The following is an 18,682-nucleotide window of genomic DNA, read 5'->3' on the forward strand; positions in this document are numbered from 1 at the left end:
CGAGCAATAGCTCACTATATTTATATTAACTTAAAGCACTTAACGATGAAAAAAGTAATTATGTTAGCAGCAGTCGTAGCTGCTTTGGCATCATGCCAATCAAAAGCAAACAAAGCCGCAGAGGCTCAAGCAGACAGTCTAGCTCTTGCTATGACTCCGATTACCGAACTAACTGAAGTTTATGAAGGTACTCTTCCTGCTGCCGACGGTCCGGGTATTGACTATGTACTAACCTTGAACGCTGCAACTGACGGTGTAGATACTGCGTATACACTGGATATGACTTACCTCGATGCTGAAGGTCAAGGACAAAACAAGACTTTCACTTCAAAAGGAAAACAACAAACAGTACACAAGGTTGTGAACAAAAAACCTGTTACTGCTGTTAAGTTAACTCCGAAGGATGGTGAAGCTCCGATGTATTTCGTGATTGTAAATGACACCACTCTTCGTCTGGTGAACGATAGCTTGCAAGAAGCTGTCAGCGATCTGAATTATGACATCATCAAGGTAAAACAATAAAATAAACCTAACCCTAACCAGTAAAAAAAGCTCTGCACGGAACCTTCGTTCTTGCAGAGCTTTTCGTTTTTGGGAGTCTTTCCTCATATTATTCCAAGTATTGTTTCAACTGATTCTTCAATTCCTCCGGATTGCTTGGTCTTTGTGCCTTATATTCTACAATAGTTCCCTCCCTATTAACAATAATAAACTGAGGAACTGAAAGCCCAGCGAAATTACCTTTCTCATCATAAGTGACAAACAACTTCTCCACTTCAACAGAAAATTTATTATTCTCAACACTATTCTCTGGTCGATGATAGGTGACAAAATACCCATTTAATAATCTTTCATCCAATCTTTTCAAACAGGCATTCCAATCCTTGGGTTCATCTATTGAAATAAAAAGTCTTACAATATCATTCTTTTTGAAAAAATCATCTGTTTTTTCATATTCTTTGAGTTCTGCCAGACAGGGTTTACACCAAGATGCCATTACATCAATATATACAATTTTTCCTTTAAAATGCCGAAGCAATAACTCAAACGAACTAGGATAATTCAAGCATTTGATATTAGACTGCACTGATTGCTCCTGTGCAGTAATGATTAATGATATCAAACAAAAAAAGAATAAAACTCCATTTGTTTTAATGCACTGTTTCATACAACATAGATTTATTGTTAAATAACTGTGATAAAGATAGTGTTTTATTCTATATAAATCTTCTTTATTTAATTACATTCTTTCCTTCTTGCAGACGTTTCAACCGAAGCAATGCTTCAATGTAGTAATAATCTGCATAAATAATAGAGGCATCTATCTCTGAATGAGCCGGCCAATGTCCTACACTATGAAGCAGGAAGGACGGTTTGCTCTTGCCACTCTGATAACTGTCAGAGTTCAGGCTTGCCAGCATTTCAATAGCTGCATCTTTATAACGTTTTCCGGTTCCATTCGGGAGGTAAGTAGATAGTTCAAGCAAAGCAGAGGCCACTACTGCCGCAGCCGAAGCGTCACGCGGAGCATCCGGTATTCCCGGGGCACTGAAATCCCAATAAGGAACCTTATCTTCCGGCAGACGTTCGAGATAAACATCTGTCACTTTCTGTGCGAAATCAAGATATTTAGGATCTTTCGTCTCCCGATAGACTACAGTATATCCGTAGATTGCCCATGCTTGACCACGCGCCCACATGGTACTGTCTGCATAGCCCTGATGGGTTACTCCTTTTATCAGATTACCAGTGATGGTATCATAGACTGCTACATGGTAGGATGTATAATCGGGACGGAACTGACATTTCATTGTTTTATCAGCATGAGAAACGGCAACATCATACAAATAAGGATTTCCACCATTCTTTGCTGCCCAGAAAAGCATTTCGAGATTAATCATGTTATCCATGATTGTGTTGTGAGGCCAGTTGCGTGGTTCCACTTCACGAGGCCACGAAAGCATTGTTCCTACAACCGGATTGAATAAAGTAGCCAGCGAATCGGCCGTATCCAGAATCACTTTCTTATAAGCAGGATCTTTCGTCAAGCGATAGCCGTTTCCATAACTGCAGAATACGAGAAATCCCAAATCATGGTCATAAGCTGGTATTCGAGAAAGGAATTCCAATGAGTTCGTAAACTTCTTCGCTTCTTCCAGAATATGCTTATCCTGTGTATATTCGTAATCATACCAGAGCACACCCGGCCAGAAACCGGCACACCATTCTTCTTTCGTTGCCTTACGACAGTTCCAGTGGTGTTCGTCAGCCATAATGTTACGTGGCATCATCGTATAGTCAATGCCGGAATCTGTTTTCAGTTCCGTAAGCGTACGTTGTGTCTGCTCTGCACAGTAGTCTAATGCCCTATTCACATCCAATGTACCGGAAGGCTTGTGAGTGCACATACAAAAACCTAACATCACAGCCAGACCTACTACAATCTTTTTCATCTTAGTTCAAATATATTCGCGTTAATTCTTAATCTTTATTTCTCTTTGTCAGTTACTTGAGCGGTCAGTTACTTAGTCACTCCATCAGTTACTTAGTCATCCGGAACCAGTCTACATCTGCCCATCCACGATTGCCTTCATTCGGAGTTACGCAGAATAGTCCGACTTTGGCTCCAATCCATTTGCCTTGTCGGGCTGTGAAAGGCTCTCCCACTGTCGTATATTTCTTCCCGTCCAGACTATAAGCGAATGTACAAACGGCTCCTTTACGAACCTTTACTTGCAAGTAAACTGTTTGCCACTCATTATCTGCTACTCCTGGCATCTCCAGATGTTCCACCGGAATGTTTGCCAATTCTTTTATCTGTTCGGGATTTTGCAGTTCCGCATCCTTGCAGACTGCTTGTTGCAGAATAAACTGATCCCCCGCCTTGCGAATGGAAAGATAACTATAATCCCATCCCATTACAATGATTCCGGTTTGTTCCCTATCCTGCTTGGCAGTAAATGTCAATTTGGTCGTAGCCGTAAACTCTTCAGCCGGAAACTTTTGCATCAACAAGTTAGGAACTTCCCAGAAGTTAACAAACTCTTTCGAGAGGCTGCCTGCATAAAGACGTATATAACCCAAATCGGTGGTAAATCCATAAGTGTCTTTTTTATTGGCATGCCATTGCCATTGTAATCCTAAATGACGGGTATTGAATTCATCACTCTCCGGCGGAGTGACTATCGGATATGTCTTTCCTACATTCGGTTTCTTATAAGTCGTTACCGGCTCACCACAACCATCTTTATCTTTGTCCACTCCGATCACAGGCCAGTCATTTACCCAAGTCATCGGATTCAGATGAATCACGCGTCCGTAAGCTCCTTTATCTTGAAAATGAACGAACCACGATTCTCCTGTGTTGGTGTCTACCCAGCCACCCTGATGAGGTCCGTTGATATTCGTCTTTCCTTGTGCCATTACGATTTTTGATTCGTAGGGTCCGTAAATGTTCTTCGAGCGAAGTACTAATTGCCAACCGGTTGCTACCCCACCCGCCGGGGCGAAAATATAATAATATCCATTACGTTTGTAGAGCTTCGGACCTTCTACTGTATGGTTCTTTCCATCATTTCCGTCAAATACCATCACCGGATCGGAAATTACTTCTGTCCCCTCTCCATTCAGTTCACAAATAACTACGATGCTATTCACTCCGCTACGGCTACCAGCGTATGCATGTACAAGATAAACTGTTCCATCTTCATCCCAAAGTGGTGTCGGGTCAATCATACCTTTCCCGGCTTTCACCAATACAGGTTTGCTCCATTTTCCTTTCGGGTCTTTGGTTTTAATCATATAGATTCCATAATCCGGATCACCCCAGTAAATGTAGAACTCTCCGTTATGAAAACGAATAGCCGATGCCCATACGCCTTTACCATGCTGTGCCTTATCGAAGAATTCTTCCGGCTCCTGAATCGGTAAAGCATAGTTTACTAACGACCAATTCACCAAATCATTAGAATGAAGAATAGGAATTCCGGGAATACAATTAAAACTGGACGCTGTCATATAGAAATCATCTCCGGCTGCACATACATCCGGATCCGAATAGTCTGCATGAAGAACCGGGTTCTGATAAGTTCCATTCCCCTTATCAGCCACCCAGGTCTTAGAAATTTCTTGTGCGCCTGCCAATGAACTGCAAGCCATCATTCCTGCTAAAAACAGAATCTTTTTACGCATATACCTTAATAATCAATTTCATTCAAAATAAGATTCGTTATTCCTAAAAACAGGTTCTTTCTACCTTTATATAAAACCAATCACTTAAAAAACTGAATCCAATCTCTGATTTCAAACAATCTATTTCTTAACCTATTTGCTTATATATACGAAGGGGATTAGGTAAATACCTAATCCCCTTCATCATTTTTTCTTAATTTCCTGATTTATTCCATCTTCTTCAAATAAAGTACTCTACTAGAATAATCATTTCGCATCTTTCTATCTACAATATGATTATTAGGAATTTCTAATCCATTCGCCATAAGATATGCCCCGCTAAATACTTTTCCCTCAAAACTCAATGGCTGGGTATCAATTCTATTCAGCTCACGGATTTGATAGTTCGCTTCCGGAATTAAACCATATAGCTGCACACGTGGCAGGTGTTGATTATGAAAATGCTCTAATTTCCACCAATATACCACAGCCTTATCTTTCTCCGGTGAAGTATACATCAACGAAGCAACTCCCTGTTTTTCATAAGGGGAAATCAATCTATAAATATCCCCAAACTGTACCACCGAACGAATTTCTTTATATTCTGCAATCGCTTTCTTACAAAGCTCTTTCTCTTCTGTTGTCATATCCTGTGGTTGTATCTCCATTCCCAAACGCCCGCTCATAGCCACATCTATGCGATATTTTAATGGAATACGACGGAAAGTCTGATGATTGGGAGATGCGCTGATATGAGAAGCCATTGCAATTGCCGGGAAAAAATAAGATGTTCCCCATTGCATATAAACCCGTTGCAAAGCATCCGTATTATCACTTACCCAAAACTCGTCAAAATAAGGCAACAGGCCATAATTGACACGCCCGCCGCCACTAGCACAAGCTTGTATGGTAACCTCCGGATATTTAGCGCGAATACGTTGGCAAATCGTCTCGAAGCCTTTATGATATGCGATATACATATGGCTCTGGTCATTATCTGATAAATAATTGGAGCCATGGTTCATTATAGACATATTAGCATCCCATTTAATATAATCTATTTCCGGATAATTTGTCATCAAATTATCTACCATACCAAAAATAAAGTCCTGAACTTTCGGATTAGCTAAATCGAGCACAACTTGTGTGCCTCCACGGCCTAAAACCAATTCACGATTAGGAGCTTTGAGTATCCAGTCAGGATGCTTTTCATACAATTCACTTGTCGTATTTGCCATCTCCGGTTCAATCCAGATACCAAACTTTACTCCATTTTTCCGTGCATTTTCAAGCAATCCTCCTATCCCTGACGGAAGTTTCTTTCTATCTACGACCCAATCCCCTAAGGAAGTCTTATCCGTTCTACGAGGGTACTTGTCGCCAAACCATCCGTCATCCATGACAAACAATTCACCTCCCATGGAAGCAATGTCTGCCATCATTTGATTCATGCCATCCTCATTAATTTTAAAATAAACACCTTCCCAGCTATTCAACAAAATCTTACGCAGCTTTGTACCGTTAGCCAATTTATGCAACCTGGCCCAACGGTGAAAACTACGACTACTTCCACTTAAACCCTCATCGCTATAGGTCAAAGCCTGTTCCGGTGTACGAAAAACTTCTCCATTTTTTAAGTTATAGGTGGAGTTATCCTCGTTAATACCTGCAAAAAAATGATGATAATCACTCTCGTCCGTATCAATCCGCAATTTATAATTTCCGCTGTAACACAAAGCGGCACCAATAACACGTCCTTCATTCTCCCGAGGTTTTCCATCAAGAGAAAACATTACTTCTGCATGAGCTGTGTGCGAATTGCGTACTCCATCTTTATTTTTAATTACTTTCATTCCGGCATCTAACGGTACCTCTTCCAAGCGTCCTTCATTGGCCCAGGCACCATACAAATGTGATAACCAGACATCTCCCTTACGAATAGGCAAATAAGCTGAAGCAAATTGATTAAGTACTACTGTTTTCTTCTCCTGATGGCTGATTTCACTCCATATTTCAATAATATCTGTATCCTGATATGCCTTATAGTACATTTTCACATAAAAAGGATAAACTTTATCTTTCAAAGAAATGATGGTCAGGTTCACTTCGTCCTGATGGGAACTTTCAACTTTCACAACTTCAAGTTGAAGAGTCATATTACCATCATTATGCTTCACTGCCAAAGCAACTTCAGACGGGCAGTTCAGCCCATAAACCGGATAAGCTGCATATTTGCCTTTATCCAGACTTCCGATAGTTTGAAAATCTCTATCAGACAGCTTGGCGCCATAATATATGTATTTCAGCTCTCCTTTTTCTGGAGCCGACAATACTAATGAAGTTGCCGGAGTAGATATCAGTATATTCTGGGCAAGCAGACAACCTACTACATAGCATGAACTGAGCAAAGAAAACACTCTCTTCTTTATATTCATATATATTTTTTCTATTATAATGTTTCACAGACTCTATGTCATCATACGGATAACAGTAACAAGGAAGATACCAAAGGCTCTTTTTCACTTTGATATCTTCCCCTTTATATCAGAATTTCAAGATAAAACGATCTTTATTTTGCCTTATCGTTGAATAAGAAAGTTCCAAATCCAAAGTGCTCATAATAGTAACCTTCAGGGCGGATCTTATCAATCACTTCTTTTGTGTATTTCATACTCCCCCCCTTGCGGTTCACATAGTGATTGTACACCATTTCATAAACCGGACGGAATACGCCTCGCTGGTCACTTGAAATCTTCGTCCAACTACAATACTTGCCAGTAATATCTTTCCATGTTTTGAAAGGCACGTCATCATGCCCGGCATTATATTGCGCAGTATATTCATAACCTTTCTGCAAGCGATTATCCAACACTCCATATAAGTCGGTACCTTGTTTGTATGCGATTTCACAAGTCACAGATAAACATGCCAAGCCCAATTGAGCATGAGCCTGATCTCTCCCACTCTCCTGACACTGTCCGGTCTCCCCATCTATATAATTCCGGATTGTTCCGTTATCTATCCCGTTACAATAAAAGTCTACAGCTTTCTTATACATGTCCAAATCATTGAAAAGTACGGCAGCTGCTATATAAGACATGCTGACAGATGCTCCCCAGTTACCATTCGTATAAGCCGGAGTTGCCATAAAATCATCGAGTATCGGAACAAATATATTTTTAAACATGGAGCAGACCTTGGCAAAATTTTCATCAGTCATTCCCTTAGGATACAAGTAACGCATCATTTCAGCAGCATACATAAATTTCACTCCCATAATACCAGCTAATAATGGCTGATCTCCTGCAACAATAGCTTCCAATGTATTGGCATAAGCCATAAGAATCTCTGTTGCCTTCTTAGCATGAGCCTCGTCCTGTGTTACTGCATACATTACAGAATTTTGATAAGCTGCATTAAAATCACTTTCATATTTACCCTGAATACTCGGACGAGTCCCATTATCATTTCCCCGATAAATTTCTTTATAAGGTCCCTGAAGTGTATAATCTGCTTTCGAACGAGCATCACTGGCAAAAATCTCATAACAACCATACCCCGGTTGCTCTCTGTTCGTCACTATTTCACGAAGACGTTCAATATCATTATTCGTATGCATTATACCCGGATGTACGAAACTGGCAGGATAGTCGACTTCTATCTTTTCATCTTCCCATTCATCCATTCTATTTACTCCATCTTCAATCTCGCTGCATGCACTCAATGTGACAGTTGCGAACAAAGCTATTGTTAGTATAAAATTCTTTTTCATGGAATACAATATATTATTTTATATATTAAATACTTAGTTTTCAGCTTTCACTTCAGCCTTAGCAAAGGCTTCCGCTTCTGCTACACTCTTAAAGGTTCTAATCCAATACACAGTATATTTACTTGTTGGCAAGTTCTGGTTATAAATATCAGCAACTTTGACTTCAAATGTTCTGTACGGAATTGTTTCTGTTGTCGAAACATTTCCCCAAGCTGAAACATCCCAATATAACATTCGGGTACCATCATCCAGCAAGAGTCCATTATTTTCAGCTTTATTTGCACCACTTCCGGTAACAGGTGCCAGATTCAAGGTATAAACACCGCCTTTGCCTACGCCTTTACCACCACCAGGAAGATCCGTTCGCAATGCAAGTACCGGATAATTTCCCCAGTTCATGTAAACAGGTGCCGTCGCACTGGCCGCAAGTCTTAAATCGGCACGTTTCATATCCGCATTCTGCTGACCGCAAGTTACTACCATCTTACCATCCTGAATGACAAAACTTGAATAAGCCTGACTAATTTCCCAGTTCTTAAAGTTATTACGTTTATCCCAGATCCATGCTCCTGCCTCAACAGTAATCGTAACTGAAGCCGATTTATCATTCGCAATACATCTTGCCGTAACAACAGCTGTTCCAAAGCCTACTGCGGTAACTTTACCTTGTTTTACCGTGACAATTTTATCATCACTAGAAGTCCATTCAACTGTACTTGCAGTTGCCGATTCAGGAGTAAATGTATAATCTAAAGTGATTACTTCATCCATATATAACATATCATCATACGGACGAATAGTTATATCCTCTACTGGAATATATGGCAATATCTTCAAATCAATTTTACCAATGACTCCGCTATCGTCATGTGTGTAAGCGTAAATAGTGACATTACCCGGTTCAACACCTGTTACTTTACCATTTTCATCAACTGTTGCAATGCCTTCATCGCTACTCTTCCATGTCAAATAGGAGTAAGTATGGTTTTCCGGCAAAATATTGTAAGTCAATTGCACGTCATCCATCTGATATAATTCAGTCAACGGATTACCATCGGCATCTTCATTAGTAAATTCGATGGAAGTGGCTTTTATAATTTCAGGTACTACCGTTACCTCAACAGTCTGTAAGGTAGAGTTTGTCACCCCAAATCCAATAGCCGGCATTACAGTAATGACAGCTGTTCCCACCGCCTTACCAGTGATTGTCCCATCTTGAGCAACAGTGGCAACAGACTCATCAGAGGAAGTCCATAGCAATTCAGGATTCGTAGGATTTGCCGGAACAATACTATGTACAATAGTCGTATCCATACCAATTGCTACCGGCAATTGTTTCGTAACTTTTAAAACTATATTATTAATTAATTGATTCTCGGGCATTCCAGTCGTCAGGTCTTTCTCATCGTCACATGAAGACAAGGTCAGACATCCGGTCATAAAACCAACTATCCAAAGTTTATTCATCCAAAAAGAATATCTATTTTTCATACGATTCATGTTTTTAATTCTTCAATCTATTTATTCCCATCCCGGATTCTGCTTCAAATTAGGATTCAGTTGCAACTGATCTTTTGGTAATGGGAACAAGTAATTCTTTTCAGCCCATTTCCGTCCGGTTTCAAGAACCAGAATACCATCATCATTTCTAGGATGAGGACACTTAGACCAAGTTGTTTCATATTCAGTACCTTTCCACTTAACACCTAAAATATCCTGCGGCATCTCTGTTTCCGCTGTTTTCCAACGCTTCAAATCATCCAGGCGGAAACCCTCATTATAGAGTTCGATAGTACGTTCACGACGTATTTCTGTTCTCATATCCAATCCATGTTCCGACACAAAACTGTTTGTTAACTTAGGCATTTTAGTATTGACACGGCAACGAACCAGATTCAGAGAAAGGTTCAAATCATCATCCGAAATCGCTCCATCACGTTCGAATACAGCTTCGGCATAATTCAACAGAACTTCTGCATAACGAATGATAGGATAATCATAACCTTCAAACTTATCCTTTACGGCACGCTCTGATGCCCATTTCTGATTATGATAACCAGTGCCGGTATCCGGGATGTAATTCTTAATGGAAGCTGACTTCAGATCTTCAGCATCACTCTTCCATGTTACACGAGGATTATTATTACTCCAAAAATTATCATGTGGACGAGCCAAAGTATATCGCATACGATTATCACGGTTCATGAATTCCGAATCCATTTTATCATATCCTTTAGAAAGATCAAACATCTCCGACTTTTCAATAGGCAAACCATCCTGACAGAGATACATATTAGCAAATTTCCGGCTAACCCATATTACATTTATCAAACTACCTTTGGTTATATTTGTACCAATAGGAGCCAATACTTCATCATGACGGCGTGAGAATATATACTCTTTATTCGCACTCTTCTGTAATCCAGCCGGATTTGATTTGACATCTTCCAGGATGAACATATATTTCTGCGCACTATCTCCCAATGCTTCCGGTTTAAACAAACTAAAAGTATTACTAGCTATTACCTTTCCGGAAGCTTTCGCTGCAATGTCCAGCAACGCTTTGCCACGTTCTGCATTGCCACGGCTCTTTTGCCAAGTCCCTTCATACAAAGCCACTCTCGACAAGAAAGCCCAACAACCCTCTTGGCTGATTCGGCCATTATCTTCAGTACTTAACTCCGAAAATTTAGGTAATAGTTCTGCTGCGGCCTCTAAATCTTCAATAGCGAAATCAATTACTTCACTACGATCATTTCTGACGGTTTTCAGTTCCGGGTCTGTCACATCCAATGGTTTCTTTACAATAATCGCATCTCCATAAAGCTGAACCAATTCAAAGTAGAAATAGGCACGGAAGAATTTGGCCTCTCCTACGTATTGTGCAATATCCGTTTGATTAGCGTAATTACTTGCATTTTGCAATAACAGGTTCGTACGTCTGATATGTGCATAAGCCGAGCCATAATTACCATCTGACTCTTGAACAGAGTTTGTTCCGTTGCTAAAACGATTGCGGTCGTCTTTGCATGTAAACAGGTCGGAGTTATAATCCGAATGTAAAGGTTTCGTTGAATTATTATCAAGTGAGCTAAAGTCACGTGTCCAACTATAGAACTGATTAGCAAACAATTTATAATCGGCAGGAGAACTCCAGATATTTGTTTCAGCTAATTGATCCTGCGGGTCCAAATCCAGACAAGAGTGTAGCATCAGTCCTGCTGCAAGTATGAGGAAACTTTTTATCTTATGTAATTTCATATTATTCAATGTTTAAAAGGTTAAATTTAATCCAACTGTTATATTTCTGGTGAAAGGATAGCGGCCATAAGTCGATACTTTACGAGAAGCTTCCGGATCCCAGCCATCATTAATCTTAGACGTCTCCCACAAATCAGCTCCAGAGATATACAAACGGGCATAACTCAATACCTTTGTTTTTGCAAGCAGAGCAGATGGTAGTGTATAACCCAAAGTTATATTCTTCAAACGAAGATAAGAACCATCTTCAACAGACCAGGAAGAACATCTGTAGTTATAGTTATTAATCTGCGACGTATTTGTATAAGTAGGATAATGTGCATTCGGGTTTTCCGGAGACCATACGTTTCCTACAGACTGATTAGTCGTATTCATATAGACAGATCTCATCGGAACTCGCCAGTTTACATTACTGCTATTGTCCCCGTCACGCCAAACTGTACGTCTGCCTACTCCTTGGAAAATGACAGATACATCAAAGCCGTTCCACTCTAAACCGGCATTGAATGAGAAAGATATTTTCGGATCATCCGTTCCTAAATATACAAAATCTTCTTCAGTCAATTTGCCATCACGGTTCACATCCTCAAACATATTATCACCCAGACGCAACATAGCCGGCATATCTATAGAGTTATTTTCTCCATAACGATTCATATATTTGTCCAATTCTTCCTGCGTTTGAATCTTTCCACAATATCTTAAACCAAATACTGAATTCAATGGATATCCTTCACGATCGGAACGTACACCGTCTTTAATCGTAGCACTACCTCCATTATCTGTCAATTCATTAGTGGTATATGTAAAAGTACCACCAACATGATAAGAGACTTTACCTATTTTATCAGACCAGTTTAATGTACCTTCCCAACCATTGGCTTTAAAGCTTCCAACATTTGCAGTAGGCGCTTTGTCACCCAATATTCCAGGATAAGTGACATCAATCAGCATATTGTTACAGTCTTTCCAGAAAACTTCAACAGTTCCTGTCAATCTATTGTTGAACAGGCCGAAATCCAAACCTATATTATAGTTCTTAATTGTTTCCCAACTACGATCTGTGCTCAACAGTTTACCATTCGTGTCAATGTAAGAAATCTTGCTACTTCCGATTAAAGCACCTGAATTCTGCGAGTAATTATAAAGCTGAACGCCGTCATAACGATCAATACCTCCCTGATTACCAACTGTACCATAAGACAATCTCAACTTTAACTCATCAAAAAGATTCAGTTTCTTAACAAACTCTTCTTCACTAAGACGCCAACCGCCAGATACTCCCCAGAAAAATGCCCATCGGTTTTCCGGTTGGAATTTAGATGAACCATCATAACGGAAATTACCTTCCAATAAATACTTTGATTTATAATTATAGTTTAAGCGGGAAAAATAAGATAATAGGCCTTCGTGCCATTTTTCAGGACCATCATTGGATGAATTCTTCAATAGTACTTCGCCCGTACCATTAATAATTTCCAGTGAGGGTAATATATTCTGTGCTTTAACCGGTGTATAATCATACTCTTTCAGATTGTATTGAGTACCGATCATAGCTGCCAGATTATGTTTTTCCGCAAATGTCTGATGCCAGTTTAAATAAGCATTCAACGTGTACATATCCGTACGCGAAAAAGTCTTATAATAATAATTCTTATCAGCCGTCGGATTGGTCATTGTCACTTCTGTACCGGCATAATTATACCAATCGATAGATTTACCTTGAATATCCCGCGTAGAGGTAGATGTATTATACCCCAGGGTAGCTACAGCATCAAAATGTTTGTTAAACTTATATTTGAAGGTCTCACTGATGTTCACTCCGGAAACTTTCAATTTATTGTCACCACCCAATTCGCAATACCAGTTTGGAGCTCCCCAAGTACCCCAGGCATAAGGTTTGCCATCTATCGTTGATGATGGAAATCCAGGTTGCTGCACCGAAGAGGTCAATGCTGCACCAATCTGTGTCGGAGCAACCTGATCTTGACGAGAATAGGCGATAACCGATTCTATCTCAAAAGCATCTGTCACATGGAACGTATTACTTAAACGAAGATTATATCTCTGGTTATTGTTATTTCCCCATTTCAAGTTACTTCCATCGTACATGTAACGTGCCGACAACCGATAAGTATTTCTGTCTGTTCCTCCAGCTACACTTAATTCATGTGAAGTAGATGCTGTAGTACCCCACAAAATATCCTGCCAATCCGTATCAAAAAACACAAAGTCCTTTACATCAGTAAATGCATTAGCATAAGGATTTTGGCTATGGTTCAGATCAATATAGTGTCCTCGGTTGGCCTTTGCCAACGCTACATATCTTAACCAAGTATCATCTGACTTGTAACCATCATTAGTACGAGCTTGAATAACTGCATCTCCCCATTCATCCAAAGTCATCAGAGTAGGCTGCAATCCCACAAGTTTAGCTGTTACTGATCCGTTGTACTCTATTTTGGTTTTACCGGCTTTTGCCTTTTTAGTTTGTACCAAAATAACACCGCCAGCTGCTTTACTTCCGTAAATCGCAGCAGACGCATCTTTCAAGAAGTTAATGGATTCAATATCAGATGGATTCAGCTGGCCAAACACTGATGATTCTGCTTCTACACCATCAATGATTATCAAGGGATCCGAATTGTTTTTCGAGAATGATCCACGTAGTTTCATATTCCAACTTTCATCACCGGGAGCCGCTGAATTTCGGGTAATAATAACACCTGGAACCTGTCCCTGCAATGCTTGTGCCGGATTAGAAAGGGTACCTTTATCTTTTATCATTTTATCGCTTACAACAGTTACAGCACCAGTCAATGATTCTTTCTTCTGCGCACCATAACCAACGACTACGACCTCATCAAGTACTTCCGAATCTTCACTCATCTTCACATTAATTACAGTCGGATCTCCCACTTCAATAACCTGCTCCTTGTAGCCAATATATGAAAATTTCAGCTTGGCTCCCTTACGCACATCTAATGAATAATTTCCATTTATATCTGTTATTGTACCTCCGGTCTGCCCTATAACACTCACATTCACACCTATTAAAGGCTCTCCAGTAGCATCAAGTACTTGCCCCTTGACCTTTTTCTGCATTTGTGTTACTATTTGACTATCATCCAGAGCTGCATACCCTCTTGAAACAGGACATAATCCTAGCATCAGTCCTAAAGCAAGCGTAACCGCCTTGTTAGATTGTAGTTTAAACATAAATCTTCTCTGTTTCATAAAATTAAATTTGAGGTTTAAAAATAGTATTAAATTCTTGTTCTCTAAAATAAGATGAGGCATACAAACACCTCTTTGTAAATTCTGACTCCTTTTCCATAAGCACAAAGGGTTATTTATTAATGAATAAGATTATATACAATTTCGGAAGAATTCGCGCATTTCACGACGTCCAAGAAATAGGTGGTTTTCTACCGTCCTACAACTTAGATTCAGTTCATTAGCGATTTCCGGAGAAGTTTTATTTTCAAAACGGTTTAATGTATAAATTAACCGACGTTGTTCGGGCATGGCAGCCAAACGGGTCCGTTCCATTGTCACTAAATCATCACCGATAATTTTTTCTTCGGTTTCATTGGTAGAAGTAGACATAGTATCATAGATGTAGCTGTCTATCTCCTGCTTCTTATAATAGCGACGGATATAGTCGATTACAATATTGCGGGCAATAGTGAACAGGAAATATTTCACTGTGTCGGGACGGAGCATTTGTTTGTAGTCGAGCAGACGTACAAATACATCTTGGGTTAGATCCTCCGCTTCGTAGCGATGAGTGATACGATAAGTAATATAGGTAAGAATCACCTGATAATATTCTTCATAAGAACGGGTGATAATGTCGTCGTAAGTGTTAGCTATTGTCTCCATAATACTATCTTTTTCGGTTTTAATCACGATGCAAATATAGAGGGGATTTCGGATATAACAGTCGTAAAATAAAGCAGATCAATCTCAACGAATCTAGTTAGACTTATTTAAACACACTCTTCTCATTATCAACAATTTACATTCACATCAAATAGAGTATCACTTTATAAAATGAGACTCTACACACTAAAATCTACGCATTTTCGCTCCACTTACACCTGTTTGCCCTTACCTTTCTCTCCTTTTCAATCTCACCATTTCACGATCTTACCGATTCATTGTCTCATCAACGGCTTTGATGAGACATAAACATTAAGAGAAAACTTTCATTTCATTAAAGACAAACTTGTTTTGCACTTATTGCAAAGTTACATTTGATTAAGGGTAAACTATAAATGAAAGCTTCAATTATATAATTGCAAGCTTTGTTTTTATAAACGCAAGTTGCATTTATAAAAACAAAGCTTGCGTTTATAGATTACTCCCTATAAAAAACAACTTTGCAATAGGACCAAAAGAAGTTTATATAGGGAGAAGAAGAACTTATCTATTAATAGATAATGGAAAGAAACAAGTGAAAGGAAGAAAGTCACTTAGTGAATCGAGAACCTTCACCCTCTATCCCCGATGAACAGGGAGAAGTGAAGGGTGAAGGGAATATGGGCGCAAAATAGATTTCAGAGATAATAAGTCGAAAAGTTACTCTTCTTTGGCTGTTCCGCCTATACTACGGATGTATTCATTCGGAGTAACTCCCGTACTCTTTTTAAATGAACGGAAGAAAGAAGCACGCGAACTAAAACCACAAAGTTCTGCCAGTGCAGTCAAAGTATAGCGGGAATATTGGCTATCCGCTACCATCTTTTTGAATTGGGTAACACGGTAATCATTGATGAAGTCATAGTAAGACTGATTAAGATACTGGTTCAAAAGATACGATAATGAATGTGAAGAAGTATCCAATGCAGAAGCCAAGTCACCCATTTTTAAGTCGGGATTGATATATGGCTTTTCTTTCTCTACATAAGCCACCAGTTTCTTACGAAGTTCTTTACACTCCTCTTCGGTCAGTCTATTGGTCTTATATTTCTCTTCAACAGTGGAAGATTGTTGCTCTGAAATTACTTCCGAATGTTCTACTGTTTGTTCTCTCTGTTGTATTTCCTCCTCCGTTGATGTCGAAATCGACGAAGCAGAGGAAGCAAGCAAACGACGCATACGTTTCCAAACATAATACCGTATAAAGGCTATAATTCCTACGATTAATAAAATGGAAAGTGTCCATCCCCACCAAGGTATCATAGGGCGTACTGTCACTTGACAGCTAGCTTCGGATTGCTCATTTCCCGGAAGACGTACACGGAAAGTATAAGTCCCGGAAGAAAGTCCGTAATAAGAAACTTCGTTCTGTGCTGCCAATAATTTCCAGTCCTTGTCCACTCCTTCCAGTCGATATTCATATAGTAAGGCAGATGGGAGACCATAAGCAAAGTCTGTGAAACAGAAAGTCAAATTATTCTGATTGTATTTCAAAGAGGAGCTGGTAAAAGGGACACCATTAGCTAATATGTCAGTAAATACGATCGGACGGACCTTGCCACGCACTTCGTCCACACGTTTCGGATCGACATAAATCAGTCCTTTAGTGTTACCAAACCACAATAGTCCTTTTTCATCTTTATAAGCAGCTCCATTCGTAAAAGTTGGTCCCGGCACTCCATCATTAAAAGTGAAAGCATCATATTCCTCTCCCTCTTCTTTGATACGCAATAACCCGTCATTGCAAGCCACCCACAACCAGCCTTGATTATCTTCTATAACAGACATTAGCGAATTGTCCGGAAGAGTAGAAAAGATAGAGCGGTTCTGGAAACGATCCATCGTTAAAGTAGATGTAAACAAGCTCCCTTTCTCACGGATAAAATAGAGATTGTGTCCAGCATCTTCGTAGATAGTACGCACTTTATCCCGATGAACGAATCCCTCCGGAAACACATTAGAGCGTAAACTTTGAGAAGCCGGGTCATAAATACACATACCGGTTTCGGTGGCAATCCATCCTTTGCCTGTAGAATCAAAACTTACTTCATACACATTGCCCTCCGGCAGTTGGGAGTTAGCACTAGTAAAGTGTTTGATCTGTTTGGTCTGTTTGGTCTGTCCGTTATAACAGAAGAGTCCTTGTGAAGTCCCTATCCAAAGATTTCCTTTTGCATCCGGTTTCACACAGAATATATGTCCCTTTTGAAAAAGCTCCGTATCGCCCTGTGCAAAATATTTCAGAGATAATGTTCCCGGATTCAGTACCATCATACCGCCACCATACGTACCGATATAATATTCTCCTTGATAGAAGCTGATTGTCAGTATCAGATCTGAAGTCAAAACGGGCTTTACAAAACTTTTCACTACTCCGGTGGCTTCGTTTATATAAAACAAACCGTCACGTGAACCGATAACTTTCTCTTGTCCTCTGTTTACGAAAGAACGAATGGAAAGATTTGCCGAATTGAATAAAGGTGGATAGGCATACGTACGGAAAAGGCCGTTCTGATAGAGTGAATAATCCAGCCCTGCCTGAAAATGCCCCACCCAGACGGCACCTCTATCATCTACAAGTAAGGAATAAATAGAATTACTGCGAATTCCTTCCTTATCATTGACATCATGGTAAAAACGACGTGTCACTTGTTGGTCTTTGTGTGAAAGGAAGTGGACGCCATTACCGTCAGTAGCTATATAAACAGTCTCTTTCCCATCGCTGGATATATCAGAAATGACATCGCAGCCTAAAGATACTGTATGAGAGAATGTTTCCTTTTTTATATCAAAACGTACTACACCTTGGCTCATTGTGCCTAGATAAAGCGTTTCTCCAATACGGGTCAGGCAACGGAAATAATCGGCTTCGGGCACATTCTCCTGAAAATGCCAGGAATCAATCTTTCCGTCTTTCAGTGAATAAGAGAACAGCCCCTGCACCGTAGCCAGCCATAATACGGTTTTGTCTTCATTCAGACAAATATCCATGATTCTGTTACAGGCAGCAAGCATATTCCGGTCTGTCAAGACCTGTAGTAATTGACCGTCTTTATGAATGAATAAGCCTTTCTCTGTGCCGATATAAAGACCATCCTCATTAGCCAACAAAGTATTTACGGCAAAATCAATCTTTTCGGGGACAATTCTTTCCAATTGACTGTTTGTACGGTTCAATCGCCAAAGTCCGATTCCATTTCCTACCCACAGTTGTTTGTTGGCTGTTTCTGTAACGCTGTTCACCCGCTTCTTTCTTCCTGACTCAATACCCCGGAATTCAAAATGGCGTACTTTCACTCCATCAAAACGGTCGAGACAATTATCTGTCCCTAACCACACAAAACCTTCGGAATCTTTATAAATAGCATTGACCAACAGTCCTGACAGCCCGTCAGACATGACAATATTACGGAATATATAGTCTTTAGCTTGTAGTTCCACACCACAAGCCAAATATATTAATATAAGAATCAGATATTTAATCGTGTCTTTCACTTACAACTGCTTCCTTTCATATTAAACATGTGACAAACATACATAAAAATCTCCAAAAGG

General features: G+C 39.7%; 11 protein-coding genes. 1 reads left to right on the forward strand and 10 read right to left on the reverse strand.

Annotated elements, in window-relative coordinates; translation table 11 throughout:
* The first annotated feature begins 45 nt into the window (after positions 1-45).
* Positions 46-522, forward strand: coding sequence for a copper resistance protein NlpE N-terminal domain-containing protein (locus tag BSCG_RS22950; RefSeq protein WP_004296964.1), 477 nt, complete (start codon positions 46-48; stop codon positions 520-522).
* 88 nt (positions 523-610) lie between these two features.
* Here the strand turns inward: BSCG_RS22950 and BSCG_RS22945 are convergent, their stop codons facing one another.
* From BSCG_RS22945 to BSCG_RS22900, 10 genes are all read right to left on the reverse strand, one after another.
* Positions 611-1,168, reverse strand: a complete 558-nt coding sequence (locus BSCG_RS22945; protein WP_004296965.1) for a TlpA family protein disulfide reductase — start codon at positions 1,166-1,168, stop codon at positions 611-613.
* A 64-nt stretch (positions 1,169-1,232) separates the two neighbouring features.
* Positions 1,233-2,453, reverse strand: a complete 1,221-nt coding sequence (locus tag BSCG_RS22940) for a glycoside hydrolase family 88 protein (protein ID WP_004305903.1) — start codon at positions 2,451-2,453, stop codon at positions 1,233-1,235.
* Between the two features lie 88 nt (positions 2,454-2,541).
* Positions 2,542-4,191: a glycoside hydrolase 43 family protein gene (locus tag BSCG_RS22935; protein ID WP_008774944.1), complete on the reverse strand. Its 1,650-nt coding sequence runs from the start codon at positions 4,189-4,191 to the stop codon at positions 2,542-2,544.
* A 206-nt stretch (positions 4,192-4,397) separates the two neighbouring features.
* Positions 4,398-6,605: an alpha-galactosidase gene (locus BSCG_RS22930; protein WP_008774945.1), complete on the reverse strand. Its 2,208-nt coding sequence runs from the start codon at positions 6,603-6,605 to the stop codon at positions 4,398-4,400.
* A gap of 134 nt (positions 6,606-6,739) precedes the next feature.
* Positions 6,740-7,942 (reverse strand): alginate lyase family protein, encoded by a 1,203-nt coding sequence (locus tag BSCG_RS22925; protein WP_004305895.1) that lies wholly within the window; start codon positions 7,940-7,942, stop codon positions 6,740-6,742.
* A 33-nt stretch (positions 7,943-7,975) separates the two neighbouring features.
* Entirely contained in the window at positions 7,976-9,433 is a 1,458-nt protein-coding gene (locus BSCG_RS22920) for an Ig-like domain-containing protein (protein WP_004305894.1), read from the reverse strand.
* Positions 9,434-9,463: 30 nt separating this feature from the next.
* Positions 9,464-11,203: a RagB/SusD family nutrient uptake outer membrane protein gene (locus BSCG_RS22915; RefSeq protein ID WP_008774948.1), complete on the reverse strand. Its 1,740-nt coding sequence runs from the start codon at positions 11,201-11,203 to the stop codon at positions 9,464-9,466.
* Between the two features lie 12 nt (positions 11,204-11,215).
* Positions 11,216-14,503, reverse strand: coding sequence for a SusC/RagA family TonB-linked outer membrane protein (locus BSCG_RS22910; protein ID WP_008774949.1), 3,288 nt, complete (start codon positions 14,501-14,503; stop codon positions 11,216-11,218).
* A 69-nt stretch (positions 14,504-14,572) separates the two neighbouring features.
* On the reverse strand, positions 14,573-15,088 hold the full coding sequence (locus tag BSCG_RS22905) for an RNA polymerase sigma-70 factor (protein ID WP_004305890.1): 516 nt from the start codon (positions 15,086-15,088) through the stop codon (positions 14,573-14,575).
* Positions 15,089-15,787: 699 nt separating this feature from the next.
* Positions 15,788-18,622: a two-component regulator propeller domain-containing protein gene (locus BSCG_RS22900; RefSeq protein WP_032849317.1), complete on the reverse strand. Its 2,835-nt coding sequence runs from the start codon at positions 18,620-18,622 to the stop codon at positions 15,788-15,790.
* Between the last annotated feature and the right edge of the window lie 60 nt (positions 18,623-18,682).

Origin of the sequence: Bacteroides sp. 2_2_4 (assembly GCF_000157055.1) — a bacterium.
Taxonomy (GTDB): Bacteria; Bacteroidota; Bacteroidia; order Bacteroidales; family Bacteroidaceae; genus Bacteroides; species Bacteroides ovatus.

Excerpts from the sequence above, each read along its gene's own strand:
- BSCG_RS22950 (WP_004296964.1), top strand. The coding sequence starts at position 46 with ATGAAAAAAGTAATTATGTTAGCAGCAGTCGTAGCTGCTTTGGCATCA.
- BSCG_RS22945 (WP_004296965.1), bottom strand. The coding sequence starts at position 1,168 with ATGAAACAGTGCATTAAAACAAATGGAGTTTTATTCTTTTTTTGTTTG.
- BSCG_RS22940 (WP_004305903.1), bottom strand. The coding sequence starts at position 2,453 with ATGAAAAAGATTGTAGTAGGTCTGGCTGTGATGTTAGGTTTTTGTATG.
- BSCG_RS22935 (WP_008774944.1), bottom strand. The coding sequence starts at position 4,191 with ATGCGTAAAAAGATTCTGTTTTTAGCAGGAATGATGGCTTGCAGTTCA.
- BSCG_RS22930 (WP_008774945.1), bottom strand. The coding sequence starts at position 6,605 with ATGAATATAAAGAAGAGAGTGTTTTCTTTGCTCAGTTCATGCTATGTA.
- BSCG_RS22925 (WP_004305895.1), bottom strand. The coding sequence starts at position 7,942 with ATGAAAAAGAATTTTATACTAACAATAGCTTTGTTCGCAACTGTCACA.
- BSCG_RS22920 (WP_004305894.1), bottom strand. The coding sequence starts at position 9,433 with ATGAAAAATAGATATTCTTTTTGGATGAATAAACTTTGGATAGTTGGT.
- BSCG_RS22915 (WP_008774948.1), bottom strand. The coding sequence starts at position 11,203 with ATGAAATTACATAAGATAAAAAGTTTCCTCATACTTGCAGCAGGACTG.
- BSCG_RS22910 (WP_008774949.1), bottom strand. The coding sequence starts at position 14,503 with ATGCCTCATCTTATTTTAGAGAACAAGAATTTAATACTATTTTTAAAC.
- BSCG_RS22905 (WP_004305890.1), bottom strand. The coding sequence starts at position 15,088 with ATGGAGACAATAGCTAACACTTACGACGACATTATCACCCGTTCTTAT.